The sequence below is a fragment of the Arthrobacter sp. USHLN218 genome (assembly GCF_037144715.1).
GTDB lineage: Bacteria > Actinomycetota > Actinomycetes > Actinomycetales > Micrococcaceae > Crystallibacter.
Genome location: NZ_JBBCYT010000002.1, coordinates 97767 through 117080, shown reverse-complemented (window position 1 = coordinate 117080; position 19314 = coordinate 97767). Strand labels below are relative to the sequence as shown.

The 19314-nt window shown below is 70.1% G+C and carries 19 protein-coding genes; 12 read left to right on the top strand and 7 right to left on the bottom strand.

Annotated features, from left to right (window positions below):
* Nucleotide 1 precedes the first annotated feature (1 nt).
* Together WFH44_RS04125 and WFH44_RS04120 are read left to right on the top strand one after the other, a co-directional pair.
* On the top strand, nt 2–1225 hold the full coding sequence (locus tag WFH44_RS04125; protein WP_336712889.1) for a CaiB/BaiF CoA transferase family protein: 1224 nt from the start codon (nt 2–4) through the stop codon (nt 1223–1225).
* Between the two features lies 1 nt (nt 1226).
* On the top strand, nt 1227–2726 hold the full coding sequence (locus WFH44_RS04120) for a carboxyl transferase domain-containing protein (RefSeq protein WP_336712009.1): 1500 nt from the start codon (nt 1227–1229) through the stop codon (nt 2724–2726).
* A 66-nt stretch (nt 2727–2792) separates the two neighbouring features.
* Here the strand turns inward: WFH44_RS04120 and WFH44_RS04115 are convergent, their stop codons facing one another.
* Both WFH44_RS04115 and WFH44_RS04110 read right to left on the bottom strand, forming a co-directional pair.
* Complete coding sequence (locus tag WFH44_RS04115) at nt 2793–3353, bottom strand: GNAT family N-acetyltransferase (protein ID WP_336712007.1); 561 nt, start codon at nt 3351–3353, stop codon at nt 2793–2795.
* A gap of 60 nt (nt 3354–3413) precedes the next feature.
* Complete coding sequence (locus tag WFH44_RS04110) at nt 3414–3794, bottom strand: VOC family protein (protein WP_336712005.1); 381 nt, start codon at nt 3792–3794, stop codon at nt 3414–3416.
* Nucleotides 3795–4370: 576 nt separating this feature from the next.
* Between WFH44_RS04110 and WFH44_RS04105 the strand changes: the two genes are divergently transcribed.
* The 4 genes from WFH44_RS04105 to WFH44_RS04090 all read left to right on the top strand — a co-directional run bounded on the left by WFH44_RS04105 (nt 4371) and on the right by WFH44_RS04090 (nt 8966).
* Complete coding sequence (locus WFH44_RS04105) at nt 4371–5120, top strand: GNAT family N-acetyltransferase (protein WP_336712004.1); 750 nt, start codon at nt 4371–4373, stop codon at nt 5118–5120.
* A 107-nt stretch (nt 5121–5227) separates the two neighbouring features.
* Nucleotides 5228–6337, top strand: a complete 1110-nt coding sequence (locus tag WFH44_RS04100) for a CapA family protein (protein ID WP_336712002.1) — start codon at nt 5228–5230, stop codon at nt 6335–6337.
* 185 nt (nt 6338–6522) lie between these two features.
* A complete protein-coding gene (locus tag WFH44_RS04095; protein ID WP_336712000.1) occupies nt 6523–7599 on the top strand; it encodes an MBL fold metallo-hydrolase in 1077 nt (358 codons plus the stop codon).
* Nucleotides 7596–8966 (top strand): MFS transporter, encoded by a 1371-nt coding sequence (locus tag WFH44_RS04090; RefSeq protein ID WP_336711998.1) that lies wholly within the window; start codon nt 7596–7598, stop codon nt 8964–8966. The genes WFH44_RS04095 and WFH44_RS04090 overlap by 4 nt, the downstream gene beginning before the upstream one ends.
* 80 nt (nt 8967–9046) lie before the next feature.
* On the opposite strand, the gene WFH44_RS04085 is transcribed toward WFH44_RS04090, so the two are convergent.
* Both WFH44_RS04085 and WFH44_RS04080 read right to left on the bottom strand, forming a co-directional pair.
* Nucleotides 9047–9976 carry a DMT family transporter gene (locus tag WFH44_RS04085; protein WP_336711996.1) on the bottom strand — a complete coding sequence of 310 codons (930 nt, stop codon included), beginning with the start codon at nt 9974–9976 and terminating at the stop codon, nt 9047–9049.
* Entirely contained in the window at nt 9973–10563 is a 591-nt protein-coding gene (locus tag WFH44_RS04080; protein WP_336711994.1) for a short chain dehydrogenase, read from the bottom strand. The genes WFH44_RS04085 and WFH44_RS04080 overlap by 4 nt, the downstream gene beginning before the upstream one ends.
* 79 nt (nt 10564–10642) lie before the next feature.
* On the opposite strand from WFH44_RS04080, the gene WFH44_RS04075 reads away from it, so the two are divergent.
* Nucleotides 10643–11551 carry a LysR family transcriptional regulator gene (locus WFH44_RS04075; protein WP_336711993.1) on the top strand — a complete coding sequence of 303 codons (909 nt, stop codon included), beginning with the start codon at nt 10643–10645 and terminating at the stop codon, nt 11549–11551.
* A 121-nt stretch (nt 11552–11672) separates the two neighbouring features.
* Here WFH44_RS04075 and WFH44_RS04070 read toward each other — a convergent pair whose 3' ends face one another.
* Both WFH44_RS04070 and WFH44_RS04065 read right to left on the bottom strand, forming a co-directional pair.
* Nucleotides 11673–12323 (bottom strand): LysR substrate-binding domain-containing protein, encoded by a 651-nt coding sequence (locus WFH44_RS04070; RefSeq protein WP_336711992.1) that lies wholly within the window; start codon nt 12321–12323, stop codon nt 11673–11675.
* The gene (locus WFH44_RS04065) at nt 12266–12601 is read right to left on the bottom strand and encodes a LysR family transcriptional regulator (RefSeq protein WP_336711991.1); all 336 of its coding nucleotides are present in this window, start codon (nt 12599–12601) and stop codon (nt 12266–12268) included. Before WFH44_RS04065 ends, WFH44_RS04070 begins: the two co-directional genes overlap by 58 nt.
* A gap of 138 nt (nt 12602–12739) precedes the next feature.
* On the opposite strand from WFH44_RS04065, the gene WFH44_RS04060 reads away from it, so the two are divergent.
* From WFH44_RS04060 to WFH44_RS04045, 4 genes are all read left to right on the top strand, one after another.
* A complete protein-coding gene (locus WFH44_RS04060; RefSeq protein WP_336711990.1) occupies nt 12740–14035 on the top strand; it encodes a MinD/ParA family ATP-binding protein in 1296 nt (431 codons plus the stop codon).
* 127 nt (nt 14036–14162) lie between these two features.
* Complete coding sequence (locus WFH44_RS04055; RefSeq protein ID WP_336711989.1) at nt 14163–15236, top strand: alkene reductase; 1074 nt, start codon at nt 14163–14165, stop codon at nt 15234–15236.
* Between the two features lie 45 nt (nt 15237–15281).
* On the top strand, nt 15282–17138 hold the full coding sequence (glsA, locus tag WFH44_RS04050) for a glutaminase A (protein WP_336711988.1): 1857 nt from the start codon (nt 15282–15284) through the stop codon (nt 17136–17138).
* Nucleotides 17139–17203: 65 nt separating this feature from the next.
* Nucleotides 17204–17350: a hypothetical protein gene (locus WFH44_RS04045; protein WP_336711987.1), complete on the top strand. Its 147-nt coding sequence runs from the start codon at nt 17204–17206 to the stop codon at nt 17348–17350.
* Between the two features lie 116 nt (nt 17351–17466).
* On the opposite strand, the gene WFH44_RS04040 is transcribed toward WFH44_RS04045, so the two are convergent.
* Entirely contained in the window at nt 17467–18147 is a 681-nt protein-coding gene (locus WFH44_RS04040) for a TetR/AcrR family transcriptional regulator C-terminal domain-containing protein (RefSeq protein ID WP_336711985.1), read from the bottom strand.
* Between the two features lie 80 nt (nt 18148–18227).
* Here WFH44_RS04040 and bioB point away from each other — a divergent pair, with 80 nt between their 5' ends.
* Nucleotides 18228–19283, top strand: coding sequence for a biotin synthase BioB (gene bioB / locus WFH44_RS04035; protein ID WP_336711983.1), 1056 nt, complete (start codon nt 18228–18230; stop codon nt 19281–19283).
* Nucleotides 19284–19314 lie beyond the last annotated feature (31 nt).

The window sequence follows — 19314 nt, the reverse complement described above, 5'->3', positions numbered from 1 at the left end:
GATGCCAGAGACCGATTCCCCGGCCGTTCCGGCCGCCGCCGGACCGCTGACCGGTTACACCGTCATCGACCTGAGCCGCGCGCTGGCCGGCCCGCACGCCGGAATGATGATGGCCGACCTGGGCGCCCGCGTGATCAAGGTCGAAAATCCGGGCCACGGGGACGACACCCGCGGCTGGGGGCCGCCGTTCGTCGGCCCCGAGGAGGACCCGATCGCCACATACTTCCTCTCATGCAACCGGAACAAGGAATCCATCGCCCTGGACCTCAAGTCCGATGAGGGCAAACGGCTCCTGTCGGCACTCATCGAGCGCGCCGACGTCGTGCTGGAAAATTTCCGCCCCGGCGTGCTGGACCGGCTGGGCTTCAGTCCCGAACGGATGCACGAACTGAACCCGGGGCTGGTGATCCTCTCCATCACCGGCTTCGGCCATGACGGTCCGGAATCGCACCGCAGCGGCTACGACCAGATCCTCCAGGGCGAGGCCGGCCTGATGTCGCTGACGGGCTCCGGTCCCGACGACCCGCAGCGCGTCGGCGTCCCGATCGCCGACCTGCTGTCCGGAATGTACGGGGCCTACGGCGCCCTGGCCGCGCTGCTGGAGCGCGAGCGCACGGGACGCGGCCAGGTGGTCCGGACCTCGCTCCTGGCGGCGCTGGTCGGCGTGCATGCCTTCCAGGGCACCCGGCACACCGTCGCGGGCGAAACCCCGCGGGCCCAAGGCAACCAGCACCCGTCGATCGCCCCATACGGCCTGTTCAAGTGCGGCGACGGACACGTCCAGATCAGCGTGGGCAGCGAGAAGCTCTGGACGGCCTTCGCGCAGGCCTTCGGGATCGACCCGGCCCGCGAGGACTTCGCCACCAACGCCCGCCGCGTGGCGCACCGGCCGGAACTGATCGCTGAGGTCGAGAAGGCGTTCAGTGCCTACGGCGCGGAAGAACTGCTGGCCAAACTCAACGAGGCAGGCGTCCCCGCCGGCAAGGTCCGCAGCCTGGACGAGGTCTATGCCTGGGACCAGGTCAGGTCCCAGGGCCTGACGGTCGACGTCGAGCATCCCGTCCTCGGCAAGGTCACCTTGCCCGGGCCGCCCCTGCGGTTCTTCGCCCCCGACGCGAGCGAAACAACCAAGGCCGCGCACCAGGCACCGCCGCTGCTGGACGCCGACGGCGAGTCCATCCGCCGCTGGATTTCCGGGGCCGAGTCCGATGGCGAGGCCGCCTGAGATGCCCACCCTGGACAAGACCCGCCGCCTGGACGCACTGGAACTCATCGGCACCGTCCTCGATGAAGGCTCGTTCCGCTCGTGGGACGTCCCCGCGGCCGCACGGGAGGTGGATGCCGACTACCTCGACGACCTGGCCAAGGCCCGCGCCAGGTCCGGCACCGACGAGTCCGTCCTCACCGGCGAGGGCCTGATCCGCGGCCGACGCGTCGCGGTCATCGCGTCGGAGTTCAATTTCCTCGCGGGCTCGATCGGCCGGGACGCGGCCGAACGCATCACCGCCGCCATCGAGCGGGCCACCGCGCAGGCCCTGCCGCTGCTGGCCGGGCCTGCCTCCGGCGGGACGCGCATGCAGGAAGGCACCCCGGCGTTCCTCGCGATGGTCAAGATCACCGCCGCCGTGCGCAGGCACCGCCAGGCCGGGCTGCCTTACCTCGTCTACCTGCGCCACCCAACCACTGGCGGCGTGATGGCATCGTGGGGCTCGCTGGGACACATGAGCGTCGCCGAGCCCGGGGCGCTGCTCGGGTTCCTCGGCCCCCGCGTCTACTCTGCCCTGCACGGAAAGCCCTTCCCGCCGGGCGTCCAGGTCGCCGAGAACCTCTTCGAGAAGGGACTGGTCGACGCGGTGGTGCCGCCCGAGGAGCTGGCAGGCATCCTCGACCGGGCCCTGCGCATCCTGATCCCGGAACCGGCCGAAGCCGTGCCGGCCCCCGCCACGGTCGATGTCGAGCCCTCCCCCGTGGATGCGTGGACCTCCATCCAGCTCTCCCGCAACCCCCGCCGGCCGGACCTGCGCTGGCTGCTCGCGGCCGGAGCGGACGACGCGTTGCCACTGAACGGCACCGGCCAGGGCGAAAACGACCCCGGCCTGCTGCTCGCGCTGGCACGGTTCGGCAGCCAGTCCTGCGTGGTCCTCGGACATGACCGGCCGCGGCATCCCGGCGGACCTGCCATGGGCCCCGGGTCGCTGCGTGAAGCCAGGCGGGGCATGCGGCTGGCCGAGGAACTCAAGCTGCCCCTGCTGACTGTCATCGACACCCCGGGTGCCGACCTGTCGAAGGAAGCCGAGGAAGGCGGCCTGGCCAGCGAGATCGCCCGCTCGCTGTTCGACCTGATCGGGCTCGAATCCCCCAGCGTCTCGGTGCTGCTGGGCCAGGGCGGCGGCGGCGGGGCCCTGGCCCTCCTCCCCGCGGACCGGACCATCGCGGCGCAGCATTCCTGGCTTTCCCCGCTGCCGCCCGAAGGGGCAAGCGCCATCCTGCACCGCAGCACCGAGTTCGCGCCCTCGATTGCCGCGGCACAGGAGGTCAACGTTGCCGGCCTGCGGCGGGTCGGACTGGTGGACCACATCGTGGACGAGCACCCGGACGACAAGCCCCGGGAGTTCTGCCGCCGGATGGCCACCGCCATCGAGTACGAGCTGTCCCGCACAGCGGCTGCTCCCAGGGATGAGCGGCTCCAGCGCCGGTGGGAGAAGTTCCGCTACCTCGGCGGCTGACCCGAGCTGTCCTCGGACGCGCGGCGCGGTCCGGGGACAGACCCGCCGCGCGTCCGGAGCGCCCCCTCAGTCCGTTGGGCGCACGGCGGCGAAAAGCAGCACGTCCTTGCGCTCGCCGCCGATCTCCTGATGGCTGCGGAGCAGGCCCTCGCGCTCGTAGCCGGCGGCAAGGGCCGTGCGGACCGAGGCCTCGTTCCACGGCTCGATGTACAGTTCGACGCGGTACAGGGCGGGCAGCGTCCAGGCGAACCTGGTCAGAGCGGTCAGGGCGGCGGCGGCCACGCCCTGGCCGCGGGCGGACGGCGCCACGATATATCCCGCCTTCGCCCGGCCGGTATCAACGGCCTTCAGCCACAGCCCTATCTGGCCGAGAGCCTCGTCGGTGGCGGCGTCGGCGATGGCGAACGAATAGCCCATTCCCTGCGTGAAGCGGCCGTTCTGGCGCAGGATCCACTCCGTGCCCTCTTCCTCCGAGGCATCCGCAGGGACGGTGCTGATCAGGGGAACGTACGGGTCGCGGGACAGTTCCGTCACCACCGCGGCGTCGGTTTCCCGGAACGGACGGAGCACCACCGAACCGTGCGACGGCGGGGTCCTGGGCCATTCCAGCGGCAACTGCACGTCCATGCCAGCGATTCTGCCACGGCCCCGGGCCTGGCGACGGAATCCGACGACTTCGGCGCCGCCCTATTTCTTGTTCTCCCAGAGGCCCATCACGTTGCCCTCAGTGTCGCGGAAGTAGGCCGCGAAGCCCATGTCCATCACGGCCTGCTTGGCGAGCACGGTGGATCCGCCCAGGCTGCCGATCTTCTCCAGCGTGGCATCGATGTCATCCACCTCGACCGTGATGACCGGCGTGGCCAGGTCCCCCTCGCGGGCGAACATGCCGCCGTTGATGGAGCCCGGTTCGGCCGGCATGCCCTGGTCGTTGACCGGCGAGGTCATGACCATGTGGTAGTTGATGTCCGGCACCTCGCTGATGTTCCAGTCGAACGCGGACTGGTAAAAGTCCCGCGCGCGGTTCTGGTCATCGGCGGGAATCTCGAAGTGCACTACTCGTCCAGCCATTGTGCTCACCTGCTCCATCGAAGGTCGGCCATAGGTCGGCGCGGGCGGCCCGCGCCACAGGTCCAAGTGTAGAGCCGTATCCCCTCGGCTGCCCCGGCCATCCGTGGACGAAGTTCAGGCAAAGTTCACGTTCGGCGATCACCAGGGCCACAGGCTCCAGGAGCGCCTGTCGGGCCCGCTGGCCAAACGAGCGCGGCCGCTGGACCAGACTGCCAGGCGGCCAGTGAAGCGTCGAACACGGGGAACGGGCGCCCCAGCGGATGATCCGCGTCACTCCGATCCCTTCCGCGCAGGTAAACGGCGGGTAAACAGCCAGGAGTTGCGCCTGCTCAGGCGGCGGTGAAACCTTTGGACGCGCGGAGCGTCTGCCCCGCTTCCGCCTAGGCTGGTCCCCTACACTGGGCTGACATCAATGACTCGTCAACCACGGAGAGGCGGCCGCACTTGACACAGCTCGGCTCCGACCCCCTTTCCACGGGCGGGTCGTCCTCTCCCTTGGAGGGCCAGCCAGCCTCCCAGGAAGCAAGCCCGTCAGCCTCCCAGGAAGCAAGCCCGCCTGCCGACCCCGAAGGACCCTTGCCCCACTCCGCCGAAGCTCCAGCCCTTTCCCGCGCTGCCCCGACGGTCACGATCCGCCCCGCCACGGCGGCAGACCTGCCGGCCATGGCCGCCTGGCAGTGCCGCTACGTTCCCGACGGCCTCTTCCCGCAGATGGGCGAGCGGTTCGTGCGGCGCTGGCACGGCAGTTTCCTGGACACCCCCTACGGCGTAGCGCTCGTGGCCGAACGGCCCGACGCATCCGGTACCGGCACCTCTGCCGCACCGATCGGTTTCCTCGTCGGCTCGACGGACCAGGTCCGCCATGTGGAAGAAGTCGTCCGCCGCCACCGCATGAGGCTGGCCTCCGCCGGACTGGTCGCGCTGGCCGGGCGGCCCCGGCTGGCCGCCCACTTCATCCGCACCCGGGCCCGCTCCTACCTGAGCCGGATCCTCCGCAACGCCAACGCCGGCAACCGGCACCCTGGGGATTCCGCTGATGCCGGAGCGCCCGCGGTGGAAACAATAACGACGGCGGCCGACCAGGTCGCGGTGATTACCGCGGTGGCCGTGGACACCGCCGCCCGGGGCTCCGGGGCCGGACAGCTGCTGGTGGAGAGGTTCCTCGAGGAAGCCCGCGCCGCCGGCGCCCCGCGGGCAGAGCTGGTCGCGATGCTCGGTGAGGGCAGCGCCGCCCCGTTCTACGACCGGCTGGGCTGGATCCCGGTGGGCGAGCATCCCTCGCGTGACGGCAGCCTCGCCCGGACCTACCGCTACAACCTCTCCTAGTCCGGTTCGGCAGGCCCCGCCCGGCAGGCCCGGCTGAGGTGCCGGCCTGCGCGGCCCGGACTAGAGTTGGTTCCAGGCAGGCAAGCAGCTCCGAGGCCGGTGGCGCCATGGGTTCCGACTCGATCTCGATCTTCCTCGCCGGCGACGTGATGACCGGCCGGGGCATAGACCAGCTGCTGCCCGGTTCGAATCCGCCGCGGCTCCGGGAGTCCTTCGTCCATGACGCGCGGGACTACATTGCGCTGGCCGAGGCGGTCAACGGCCCGATCCCCCGCCCGGTCACGCCCGAGTGGCCGTGGGGCGAGGCGCTGGCGCTCCTCGACCAGGCGGCCCCGGACCTGCGCATCATCAACCTCGAAACCAGCGTGACCACCAGCGGCCGCTTCGCTCCGGGCAAGGGCATCCACTACCGCATGCATCCCGGCAACATCGGCTGCCTCACCGCCGCCGGGATCGACGCCTGCGTCCTGGCCAACAACCACGTGCTGGACTTCGGTGTGCGCGGGCTGGAGGAGACGCTGGATGTCCTGCGGGCCGCGGGCCTGCGAACCGCCGGCGCCGGACGGAACGCCGCCGGCGCATGGGCGCCGGCCGAGCTCGGCACGCCCGGCGGCCGGGTCCTGCTCTTCGCCGCCGCGCATTCCTCCAGCGGAGCAACCCGCGGCAACAGCGCCCTAGGGGAACGGCCGGGCCTGGCCTTCCTGCCCGACCTCTCCGACGCAGCAGCGGATTCGCTGCTGGAGCGGATCCGCGCCGAACGCCGGCCCGGCGACGCCGTTATCGTGTCGCTGCACTGGGGTTCGAATTGGGGTTACGGCGTCCCGCCCGAGCAGACCCGTTTCGCGCACCGGCTCGTCGACGGCGGGGCCGACATCATCCACGGCCACTCCTCGCACCACCCCCGGCCGCTGGAAACCTACCGCGGCCGGCCGGTGCTGTACGGCTGCGGCGACCTCATCAACGACTACGAGGGCATCCGCGGCTACGACGAGTTCCGCGACGACCTGCGCCTGCTGGTGCTGGTAACGCTCGACGCCGTCACGCACGAGCTCCGCGGGCTGCGGCTGGTGCCCGTCCGCTCCCGGCGGCTGCGGCTGGAACGCGCCGGACTCCAGGACGCGGAGTGGCTGCGCCGCACCCTCGCGGACGCCTGCTTGCCTTTCCGCACGCAGATCGAGGACGACGGCGAGGGCGGCTTCCGCTGCGGCGTGCCGTAACCGCCGGGCCCGGTCCGGCGGTTACGGTGGCCTGCGGCCACTTGCCGCACCCATCTTCATTCATAAGCAAAACCGTTGAACTAGGGCAGTTATTTCAGTTTTACAAGGGTGACTGTGACTCGGATCATGGAATGCAGAACAACCGGCCGAAGCCGGAGCAGCTCATCCTAAGGACTTCCCATTCCATGAAGACTTCCCTGAACCCGCATGTCGTCACGCTCGGCACCGCGGGCGGCCCGCGCTGGTGGACGGGCGAGAATGCCGGCCGCCGCAGCGGAATAGCAACCGCCGTCGTCGTCGGCGACGCCGTGTACCTGGTGGACGCCGGCAGCGGTGTCGGGCGCCAGCTGATGAAGGCCGGCCTGCCGATCTCCTCCCTGCGCGGCATCTTCCTGACCCACCTGCATTCGGACCACACCATCGACCTGGCGAGCCTGGCCATCTTCGGCATGTTTACGCTCAAGCAGGACCAGCACACCATCCGGATCGTCGGCCCCGGCAACCGCGGGGAACTCCCGCCTGCCTCCCCGCGCGCCACGACGCCGCCGTCGCCGGTGTTCCCGGACCTGCCCACCCCGGGCACCCGCGAGATGTTCCACCACCTCATGCAGGCCTACGGCACCGACCTCAACGACCGGGTCATCGACGCGCTGCGGCCGTCACCGCTGGACTACTTCGCGGCCGAGGACATCGCGGTCCCGGCGTCGTCGGGCTACCACCCCAACGTCAACCCCACCCCGGCCGGCATGGAGCCGTTCGAGATCTACCGGGACGAACTGGTGACCGTCACCGCCACGCTGGTGGAGCACCCGCCAATCGCCCCGGCCTTCGCCTTCCGGTTCGATACCGAGGAGGGCTCGGTCACCATCTCGGGCGATACGGCGCCATGCGATAACCTGGTCCGGCTCGCCCGCGGCACCGACCTGCTGCTGCACGAGGCCATCGACTTCGACTGGGTGGAGCGCGCCTACGGCAGCATCGACACGGACGAGGCCCGCGCCTCCATCGACCACCACCGCCGGTCGCACTCCTCTCCGCAGGACGCGATCCGGATCGCCCGGCAGGCGGGTGCCGCGCGCCTGGCGCTGCACCACCTGGTCCCCGGCACCACGCCGGACGCGGTGTGGCGTGCGCACGGCACGTCGTTCGAGGGCGGCTTCCACATCCCCGACGACCTCGACATCATCCCGTTCTCTTCCCGATATTCCGGCGCCGACCCGGTCGCCGCCGCGGACAAGCATGAAATGGCGGTTGCACGATGAGCACACGCACGACGCCGAAGTCGTCTCCACTGCCGCAGACCCCTGCCGGCGGCCACGGCGAGCCGCTGAAGGTTCCCAGCCTCAACACGCCGCAGATGCGGCGCATCCTGGCCTCCAGCTTCATGGGCAGCGCCATCGAGTTCTACGACTTCATCCTGTACGCGACGGCGGCCTCGCTGGTGTTCAACAAGGTGTTCTTCGTGAACATGGACCCGGCGGTGGGGATCTTCGCGTCCTTCGCCACCCTCGCCGTCGGCTATATCGCCCGGCCGCTGGGCGGCATCGTCTTCGGACATTTCGGCGACCGGCTCGGCCGCAAGGGCGTGCTGATCACCTCGATGCTGCTGATGGGCGTGGCCACCACGCTGATCGGCCTGCTGCCCACCACGGCGCAGATCGGCATGCTCGCCCCGACCGCACTGATCACGCTGCGGATCGTCCAGGGCCTGGCCGTCGGCGGCGAGTGGGGCGGCGCCATGCTGATGGCGCTCGAGCACGCGCCGAAGGAACGCCGCGGATTCGCCGCCAGCTTCGCCAACATGGGCGGCCCCGCCGGCGCCGTGATGGCTACCCTGGCAGTCTCCGCCGTCTCTACACTGCCGGACGAGGCCTTCCTCAGTTGGGGCTGGCGCGTGCCGTTCCTGCTGAGCGTGGTACTCGTCGGCATCGGCCTCGTCATCCGGCTCAAGGTCGCCGAGTCCCCGCTCTTCCTCGCGCTGGAGCACAAGGCCCAGGAGCGCAAGATCCCGATCCTCGAGGTGCTGACGAAGTACCCGAAGAACGTCATCATGGGCACCCTCGTCGGCATGAGCTCCTACACGGTGCAGGGCCTGATGACCGTCTGGGCCATCTCCTACGTGGTGGACCACGTCGGCCTGGACCGCACCGGCGTGCTCAACATCAAGGCGCTCGGCGCCGCGCTGACAGTCGTCGCGATCTGGTTCGCCGCCCGCTACTCGGACCGGATCGGCCGCAAGCCCGTAATGCTGATCGGCATCCTGGCCGGCGCCGTCCTGGCCTTCCCGATCATGTGGATGCTTGAACTCGGCGCCCTGTGGCTGTTCGCCATCGGACTCTTCCTGGCCAACGGCGTCATCCAGGGCACCATCTTCGGCCCGTTCGGCGCCTTCACGGCAGAGCTCTTCCCCACCCGGGTGCGCTACACCGGCGCCTCACTGGTCTACCAGCTCTCCTCCACGCTGGGCGCCGGCTTCACCCCGATGGTCGCCAGCGGCCTGGTCCTCGCCGCTGGCGGGGAGCTGTGGATGGTCGCCGCTGCCTGGGCCGGCGCGTTCGTGCTCGCCGCGGTCTGCCTGCTCGGCGTGAAGGAGGGCCGGGACCAGGACCTGACCGCCGAAAAGATGTAGCCCGGTCCTCCCGCCGGCCCCGGCCGGCCCCTCCCGCAAAGGCGGCCGCTGCCCAGCGCAGCGGCCGCCTTCGTCTTGGTTCAGTGCCTGCCGCTGGTCTTCCTCCCCCGTGCCAGCACGCCGGCGAGCAGGTGTGCTGGCGTTTGGGTAACGACCGCGGCAATGAGTATGAGCACGACCGCGAGGATGGCCGAAGGGAGGACCGGCTCGTGGAGGAATATGGCGCCGATGACCATGGCGATCACGGGCGGGATGTAGGTGGCCGTGGATGCGGTCAGGGCCCCGAGTCCGGCGATGGTGATGTAGTAAAGGATGAACGCCACCCCGGTGCCGACCGCTCCAAGCCCGAGGACCACCGCGACCATGGTCGGCGGATCCTGGGTGATGGCGGTGATGCCGTGCAGGTCGGTGAACGTCAGCAGTCCGAGGGATGCCAGGACCATTTGGTAGGTCGCCGAGGCTGCGGCCGGGATGCCCAGCGGGCTGATGAAGCGCCGGGCGTAGGCGAACGAGGCGCCCAGGCTCGCCGAGCCGAGCAGCATGAACAGCACGCCCGTGACGTCGACGGCACCTGCAGCCCAGGGGCGTGCAAGGAGGAACACCCCCAGCGCGCCGATTACCAGCCCTGCGGCTTTACGGGCGGTAAACGGCTCGGTACGCAGCGCCACGACCGCAGCCAGGAAGGCGAACAGCGGGATCGAGCCGCTCAGGGCGCCCGCGATGCCGCTGTCGAGCCGGTAGGTCCCGGCCGCGTACGCGTAGTAGTACAGGCCTGAGGCCAGGACCGCCATCACCAGGAAATGATGGATGTGGCGCAGGTGCCGCCAGGCGAAGGAGCGTTTCGCGAGTGCGAAGATGACCACGGGGACCAGGCCGAAGACGATCCGCAGCAAAGTTGTCTGTTCTGCGCTGATGAACGGTGAGGCCATGTGCATGAAGACGAAGTTGAAGCCCCAGACGAGGCCTAGGACCACGTAGGCTGCGATGGCGGTTGAGCGTGCCGGTGTCATGGCAGGGTGATGACCTGTCCGGTAGCGGCGCCCTCGACCGCTTTCTGGAATCCCCGCGCCACCTCGGCCAGAGGAACCGGGACGAAACCGGGGAAGAAGTCAGCGTAGTCATCCAGGCTCTCGGTGAACACCGAGGGACTGACCACGTTGATCCGCCTTGGTGCGATCTCGACGGCGGCCGTGCGCGCGAACGCCTCGATGGCCCCGTTAGCCATCGCCGCGGCTGCGGCGGAAACCACAGGATCCCGCGAAGGAATACCGCTGATCAGAGTGAACGATCCGCGCTCAGCCACATGGCCCAGCCCGGTGCGGACGAGGTTTATCTGGGCGAGCACTTTTTGGGTAAAGGCCGCCTGATAATCCTCTGAGCTGAGTTCATCAATCGTGGCGTAGGGGACCTCGCCGGCGGCGCAGACCACCGCGTCGACGCGTCCGGCCTGCGCCCACAACTGGTCGAGCTGGGCCGGGTCCGTGATGTCGCAGCGGATGTCGCCTGAGCTGCGTCCGACCGTGATGATCTCATGGCCCCGCCCCGCCAGGTGCCGGTGGACCGCCCGGCCCGCTTTGCCTGCTGCTCCGATGATCATGATTTGCATGCCGCTACCGTAAGGAATCCGTGCACCGTAGGGAAATACGCCCCTGCGAAGGCTGTTATACGCTGGACGTATGGATGTGGAGCTGCGCCATCTTCGGGCGCTGGTCACGCTCGAGGACTCCGACACGTTCACGACCGCCGCTGCCGTCCTGGGGACGACCCAGCCCACGCTTTCCCGGACCATTGCGCAGCTGGAGCAGATCGTCGAGGTGCCGCTGGTGGACCGCTCCACTCGGTGGGTCAGGTTCACCGCGGCGGGACGGCGGCTCGCAGCCGAGGCCAGGATCCTGCTCGTCCAGCTCGACAATACGCTGGCCGGCCTGCATGACGACGCCAGCCGGCCGCTGCGGCTCGGATGGGCCTGGGCAGGACTAGGCGCCCACACGGTTCCGCTCCTGGAACAGTGGCGGCATGCCAGCAACTTGCCCGTTGAACCCAGCCGCCCCCAGGATCCCGAATCGGCGCTACTGAACCAAGAGATCGACGCCGCCATCATCCGGCGCGCCCTGCCCGCGGACCCGCTCCAAACCGGCCTCAACGTTTCGACGCTGTTCAGCGAGAGCCTTGTGGCCGCCGTCGCCAGGACGAGCCCGCTGGCCGCCAGGAGTGCGCTGTCGCTGTCGGACCTGGCCCCTGGCCCGATTGCCGTGTGCAGGACCGCGCCGACCGCCACGGCGAGGCTGTGGGAGAACGCAGGCCGGAAGCCGTATACGATCACCGTGGCCAATACCGACGAGTGGCTAGCGCGGATTTCCGTCGGCGATGCCCTTGGGTTGACCTCCGCCACGACGGCTTACAGCCATCAGGACCCCGACGTCGCTTACCTGCCAGTGGAAGACTCCCCGCGCGTCGAAGTAATCCTGGCTTGGCCGTCCACCGGCTCGCACCCGCAAGCCGCCGCCTTCGCCGACTTCGCACGTGGCTACTTCACCCGGCTCATCAGTGGTAGCACCCCGCCGGCAATGTTCGCGCAACCTTGAGACACGGCGCCCGAGACGCGTCTCTGTCGACCCAGCAGCCGGGATGACAGGCACTAACGACGGCGGTGCCTGCGCACCGTCCCTCGTGCCACCTCTGGCGCGCCGACCCCGAGAGGGCGCGCTACGCCGTCGTCCTGGCTGCCGGGCCGCCGGCCGCCCCGCCTGCATCCGCACAGAAGTCCAGGAACGCGCGCAGGCGCAGGCTCGGCCGGGCCGTGGACGAATAGGCGACGCAGACGTCGCTGTGGCCGACCGGGCCGTCGATCTCCACGGTGGCCAGCGGGAGGCCGTCGTAGCTAGTGTTGACCGGCGGGCGCTGGACCAGCACGGTGTAGCCGAGTCCCCGCGCGACCATGCCGCGGACGGCTTCGAAGCTGGAGGAGCGCCAGGCGATTTTCGGATCCAGGCCGGACAGCCGGAGGTTGACCAGCTGGTTGTCGCGGACCGTGGGGATGTCCAGTGAGACGAAGTCTTCCTCGGCGAGTTCGGCCAGCCTCACGCTCTTGCGTCCGGCCAGCGGGTGGTCCGCGGCGAGCAGCACATAGGGGCGCCCCTCCTTGACCGTGCGGGCTTCGACCCCGGGCAGCAGATGCCGGGTGTGGGTCAGCACCGCGTCCAGGTAGCCGTCCAGCATCTTCTGCTGTAGCTCCCTGCCCTCGCCCTCTTCCAAGGTGACCTCGAGCCGGCGGTTCGGCTTGATGAACTTCTCGCTGATCACCGGAACCCAGAAGGCGGCGAGCGTGGTGTAGCAGCCGATGGCCAGCGGACCCACCGCCCCTGCTGGCGCTCCACGATGGTGTCCTGGACGCCATCCGCGTGGCGCACCAGGGAGCGGGCGTCCCGCAGGAACTGCTGTCCGACGCCGGTCAGCGAAATGCCGCGGGACCGCTGGCGGACCACCAGCTGCGAGCCGACGGCCCGCTCCAGATCCGTCAGCGCCTGCGACATCGCCGCCTGCGAGATGTGGCTGGCAGCGGCCGCAGCCGAGATGGATCCGTGGTCCGCGACGGCGACGAAGTACTGCAGCTGCTTCAGCGTGAAATTGACCACCGGCCCAGCCTACGCGGCCCGCTCCCGTCAAGGGGCGGCCTCCGGCGGCGGCGCCCGAACGGCGTATTTGTTGATCGGACGGGCCCGCGGGGATGATAAGCAGTGAACCCTTTCACTTTGCGGAGGTTGGCAGCGACGATGACGAAGCACGTTCCCGAGTCCCAGACGGCTGAGGCCGTCGGGCAGCCAGCCAGCCGTCGCGCCCTGCGGCAGTCCCAGTCCGGCAATCCTCCCGCGCAGCCGGCCCAGCCGCCGCGGCCGCTGTCCGCTCCCGCCGAACCGATCTCGTCGGTGCCTTCCGCGCGGGCCGAACCGATCCAGTCAGCGCCCTCCGGGCCCGCGAATCCGATCTCGTCAGTGCCCTCCGCGCCGGCCGCGCAACCGGCGGCCGGCCAGCCGGCGGCGCCTTCCCGGGCCCCGGAGGCTGCGGTCCCGGCCCAGGTCCAGGCCGCTGCCATCCCGTCCGCTCCCCCGGCGCGCCGCCGCGACCTGCGCGAGACGTCCTTCCTGGTGACCGGTTCCACGCAGGAGCCGGCGACGAAGGGCTGGCGCGGGGTGCTCTCGCGGATGGGCCTGCGGATCGAGCCGTCCCGGGAGGAGCTGGCCGAGCGCGAGGATGTGCTCATGGTCAGCCAGCACTGGCCCGGGCCGAGGACGGTCGCCGTCGTCAACCGCAAGGGCGGGGCGAACAAAACCCCCACCGTCGTGATGCTGAGCGCAATCCTGGCGCGCTACGGCGGCGGTCCTGTGCTGGCCTGGGACAACAACGAGTCGCAGGGCACGCTGGGCTGGCGCACCGAGCAGGGGCCGCACAATTCCAGCGTGCTGGACCTGGTGGATTCGTCCGTCAAGCTCCTCTCCCCCGAGTCGAACGCCGCGGACCTGGCGCACTATGTCCATCACCAGGCCGCCGACAAGTTCGACGTGCTGCGCTCGGACGAGGACGACGAGGGCGACCACGAGGTCACGGCGGAGGAAGTCGACATCGCGCACCGGGTGGCCGGCAAGTACTACCGGCTGATCGTCATGGACTCCGGCAACACCTCGCGCTCGGCCAACTGGCGGCGGATGATCGACCACAGCAACCAGCTGGTGGTGCCGGTGACGGCCATGGAGGACCGCGCGGAGGCGGCACGGCTGACCCTGCAGACACTCGAGTCGCGCGGCGAGCACGAAGCGAAACTCGCGCGCAACGCCGTCGTGGTGGTCTCCGAGTCCACGGATGCCGGCCGCGGCCTGGCCGGCGAGGCCCGCAAGCGCGCCAAAATCGAGGCGGAACGGATCGAGGAGGGCTTCCGCCCGTTTGTCCGCGAAGTAGTGCGGATTCCCTACGATCCGGCGCTGGTCAACGGGCCCATCCGGTACGCGATGCTGCAGCCGGCCACGCAGCGGGCCTGGCTGCGCGCGGCGGCCGCGGTGGCGAAGGGGTTCTAGGGCCCGCTGGCCGCTCCTCCCATGGGTGCGCCCCGCCCGGATCCGACGCTGGATACCGGCGCCGGAATAACCGGGCGGGGCCAGGCCGTTGCCTTAGGCAAGCCATCCGCAACCAAGGGAAAACCACGTGAGCCTCTTTACTCCCCTGTCCGTCGGCGCCCTCGACCTGCCGAACCGCCTCGTTATGGCCCCGCTGACCCGACTGCGCTCCGGCACGGACGGCGTGCCCGGCCCGCTGGTGGCCGAGCACTACCGGCAGCGCGCCTCGCTGGGCCTGATCGTGACCGAGGGGACCTACCCGAGCTTCGCCGGCCAGGCCTACGCGCACCAGCCCGGGCTGGTCACCGAGGAACAGATCGCCGGCTGGCGGCGGGTCGCCGAGGAGGTGCACGCCGACGGCGGACGCATCGTCGCGCAGGTGATGCATTCCGGCCGGGTCAGCCACCCGGCGACCAACGGCGGCCGCGACGTGGTGGCACCCAGCGCCATCGCGATCGACGGCGAAACCCACACCTATGAGGGCAAGAAGCCCTACCCCGTCCCCCGCGCCTTGGACATGGACGAGCTGCCCGGGATCGTCGGCGAGTTCGTGCAGGCCTCCAAGAACGCCGTAGACGCCGGGCTCGACGGTGTGGAGCTGCACGCCGCCAACGGCTACCTTCTGCATGAATTCCTGGCGCCCTCGTCCAACCAGCGGACCGACGCCTACGGGGGTTCCCCGGAGAACCGCGCCCGCCTCGTCGCGGAAGTAGCCGCCGCCGTCGTACAGGAAATCGGCGCGGACCGCGTGGGGATCCGCATCTCGCCCGAGCACAACGTCCAGGATGTGCTGGAGACCGACCCGGAGGAAACCCGCGCCACCTATGCCGCCCTGCTGGACCGGCTGGCGCCCCTGGGCCTGGCCTACCTGAGCATCCTGCACAAGGACCCCGCCGGCCCGCTGGTCCAGGACCTGCGCGCCCGCTTCGGCGGCGCGGTGCTGGTCAACACCGGCTTCAGCGTGGTCACCACCCGCGAGGAAGCCCTCTCGATCCTCGACGACGGGCTGGCCGACGGCGTCGTGGTCGGCCGCCCGGCCCTCGCCAACCCGGATCTGGTCCGGCGCTGGCAGGAGGACCTGCCGCTGAACACGCCGGACCCGCAGACGTTCTACACCGAGGGACCCTCCGGCTACACGGACTACCCGGCTTTGGCCAACTAGGCCGCTCCGGTGCGCCGCACGCCGCGGCGCACCTAGGCTGGCGGTATGGACTCCCCCATCCAGACGTACCTGCAGGCCCTGCACGACGAGATCGCCGGCATCCGGGACGGCACGCCGGATAGCAACATCCCGGGCATCGCCGGCGTGGATCCGGACCGCTTCGGCATCTGCCTGGCCACGGCGGACGGCTATGCCTATGAGGTCGGCGACACGCGCGAGGACTTCACCATCCAGTCCATCTCGAAGCCGCTGACCTACGGGCTGGCGCTGGCCGATCTGGGCGCCGGGGCGGTGGACGAGAAGATCGACGTCGAGCCCTCCGGGGACGCATTCAACGAGTTGTCGCTGGCCGAGGGCACCGGCAGGCCGGCCAACGCGATGATCAACGCCGGCGCCATCGCGGCGGCCTCGCTGGTCAAGGGCAGGGGTGGAAGCTCCCGGTTCGAGCGGATCCTGAAAACCTACTCGGACTTCGCCGGCCGGGACCTCGACTACAGCGCGCGGGTCTACGAGTCCGAGCGGCGCAGCGGCTACCGCAACTACGCGATGGGCTACCTGCTCCGGCAGTTCAATATCCTCGAGCAGGACCCGGTCCCGGTGCTGGAGGACTACTTCCGGCAGTGCTCGGTCCTGGTCACCTGCCGCGACCTCGCGATGATCGCCGCCACGCTGGCCAACGCCGGCGCCAACCCGGCGACCGGGAAGCAGGTGCTGGAGCTGGACGTGGTGGAGCGTGTGCTGTCCGTGATGGCCACCTGCGGAATGTACGACGACGCGGGTTCGTGGCTGAGCTCGGTCGGCATGCCGGCCAAGTCCGGGGTCGGCGGCGGCATCATCGCGGTGCTGCCGGGCCAGGTCGGCGTGGGGATCTACGCGCCGCCGCTGGACGAGCACGGCACTAGTGTCCGCGGCGGCGCCGCCTGCCGGCGGCTCTCGCGCGACCTCGGGCTGCACTTCGTCCATGCCGCCCGCACCGGCCGCTCCGCGATCCATGCCAGCTACGACATCACCGCCGCGCCCTCGGGCATCCGGCGCAACGACGAGGGCGCCGAGGTGCTTCGTTCCCACGGCCACCGCGCCCGGGTCATCGAGCTCAACGGCGACCTGCTCTTCGCCGGCACCGAGTCCGTCATCCGCGAGGTCAGCGCGCAGGGCCCGGACGTGGAGCTGGTCATCCTGGATTTGCGGCGGGTGGACGAAACCGGCCGGGTGGCGGCCAAGTTGTTTCCCCGGCTCCGCGACGCCCTGGCCGATGCCGGGTGCGAGCTGCTGCTCATCGACCCCGGAGGCGTGCTGGCCGGCAGCCTGGGCGGCGGCAGTCGCGACGGCGAGGACGACGGGGACGACGGGGTCGGTGCCGGTAGCGCACCCGCGTTCGGCACCCGGCGCGCCGCCGTCGAAGACGCCGAAAACCGGCTGATCGCCCGCTACGGCAGCGAGCTCTGCCTTCCGGAAACGGTGGCTGTGCCGGATTCCCCCGCCCTCGGAACGCTGGACCCCGCGGTGGCGAAGGCGCTGGCGGAGCGGATGGAGCCAAGGGAATACGACGACGGCGACGTCATCCGCCGCGTGGGCCAGCGTTTCGGCGGGGTCTACTTCATCCTCTCCGGCAAGGTGGCCAGCTCCCTCCCCGCGCCCGGCGGCGGCCGGCTCCGGATCAGCACGCTCAGCGCCGGCATGACCTTCGGCGAACTCGCCCTGGCCAGCGACGACCGGCAGGAAACCACCGTCAAGGCTGTGGGCCCCGTCCGGGTCAGCGTCCTGACCGCGGACGCCATGGCGGAGATCGAGGCGGAAGACCCGCTGCTCGCCGTCGAACTTTGGAAAACGCTGACCCGCGACGCCTACGTGCGAGTGGACCAGTACCTGCGCGAGACCGCCATCCGGGACGACGGGAGGTAACCGGAGTACGGTGGAAGTACCAGTCCGCCCCGTGCGGCGGACGCTTCTGTTGGAGGACAGCAGCTATGGCACAACCAACAATCCCGCAGGAATTCGACCGCAGGCACAGCGAAGACGCCGTAGAGGGCGAGGCGGAGCAGGCGGTGCAGGTACCGCATCCGCATTCGCAGGAGGCGGCCGAGGGGCCGGATATCGAGGAAACCCCGCGCTAGGACCCGCCTCTCATCCTGGCCGGGCCGAAAGGCCTTAGCCCGACCACGGGGCCTGAATAGGGTTGGCAGTTCGAAGCGCGTCGCCCTCCCAGTCAACCCGCCCACGGCGTAGCGGCTCAGGCCCGGGCGGCCAGCCCCAGCCCCGCCAGGACGGTGTCCACCCCGAAAAGGAACGCCTCGTCGTCGTTGTTCCGCTCCGCCGCTTCCGGCAGCAGGCCGGCGGCGGCGAGGTCGGCGTGCGTCTGTTCCTCCGCCACCGAGCCCAGGATGCAGTGGGTCAGCGTGCGCGCGCCCCAAGCCGCGTGCTGCGCGCTCAGCCCACGGCGCTCGAGCAGCCGGCGCAGGGTGCTGATGGCCGGGAGCGCCTCGGGGGTCATCGCCTGCGCCAGGGAGACGACATCCGCGCCGTCCCGCACCGACAGCAGGGCCGAGCGGATGTCCAGGGCCAGCTGCCGCACGGGCTCCCGGCCGTCGCGGGAGGACCCGGCATCCGGAGTTTCGACGGCGCCGGACGCCTGCTCATCCGGCCCGTCGAAACGGCCGGCATCCGGCTCCGGCACGGCGGCCAGGATCTGCCCGGCCAGCACGCCCAGCAGCTCCTGCTTGTTCTTGACGTGCCAGTACAGCGCCCCGGGCTGCACGCCGAGGTCGCGGGCGAGCCGCCGCATGGACAGGTCAGCCAGTCCGTAGCTGCGCAGGATCTCCATCGCCGCATCCTCGATCTGCCGGCGGGTCAGCGCCATCGGGTCCTCCTGTTCGGGTCGTATCCGCCGCAGCGGCAGGTTCCAGTCCATCATGCCGCGTCATATTCGGAGCACCCTTGAACGCTGTTCAATATTCTCTTGACACCGCCTCCGCCCCTTCCGATACTTGAACGGTGTTCAATACTTTTAGCGACCTGGCCGCAAAACAGCTGGGCGGCGGCCTCCTGAGCCGCGAAGAAGCCCTCGCCATCCTGCATTCGACCGACGATCAGCTGCTCGACGTGGTGACGGCCGCGGGCCGCCTTCGCCGCGCCCACTTCGCCAACACCGTCAAGGTGAACTACCTGGTCAACCTGAAGTCCGGCCTCTGCCCGGAGGACTGCACCTATTGTTCGCAGCGGCTGGGGTCGGCGGCCCAGATCCTCAAGTACACGTGGCTGAAGCCGGAGGAAGCGGCGGAGCAGGCGGCGACCGGGATCCGCGCCGGCGCCTCCCGCGTCTGCCTCGTGGCCAGCGGCAAGGGCCCCACGGACCGGGACGTGGACCGGGTGGCCAGCATGGTTGAGGGCCTGAAGGACGAGCACCCGCAGGTCGAGGTCTGCGCCTGCCTGGGGATCCTCAAAGACGGCCAGGCGGACCGGCTCAAGTCCGCCGGCGTCGACGCCTACAACCACAACCTCAACACCAGCGAGTCCAACTACGCGGACATTTGCACCACGCATGAATACGCCGACCGGGTCCGCACCGTGGAACACGCCAAGGGCGCCGGGCTCTCCCCGTGCTCCGGCCTGATCGTCGGCATGGGCGAGTCCGACGACGAGCTGATCGACGCGGTGTTCGCGCTGCGCGACCTCGACGCCGACTCCATCCCGGTCAACTTCCTGATGCCCTTCGAGGGCACGCCGCTCGAGGGCACCTGGCTGCTCACGCCCGCGCACTGCCTGCGCATCCTCGCGCTGGTCCGCTTCGCCTGCCCGGACACGGAACTGCGCATGGCCGGCGGCCGCGAAATGCACCTGCGCTCGCTCCAGCCGCTCGCCCTGCAGGTGGCCAACTCGCTCTTCCTCGGCGACTACCTGACCAGCGAGGGGCAGGAGGCGAAGGCCGACCTCGAGATGATCGCGGACAACGGCTTCGTGGTGCTCGGCGCGGACGCCGAGGCCGATTCCGCCGGCCGCGTCACGATCCGACGCCGCGGGGCCGGAACCCAGCTCGCCCCGAACGCCTAGGCGCGCCGTGGCACCGCACTCCCCCGCCGCC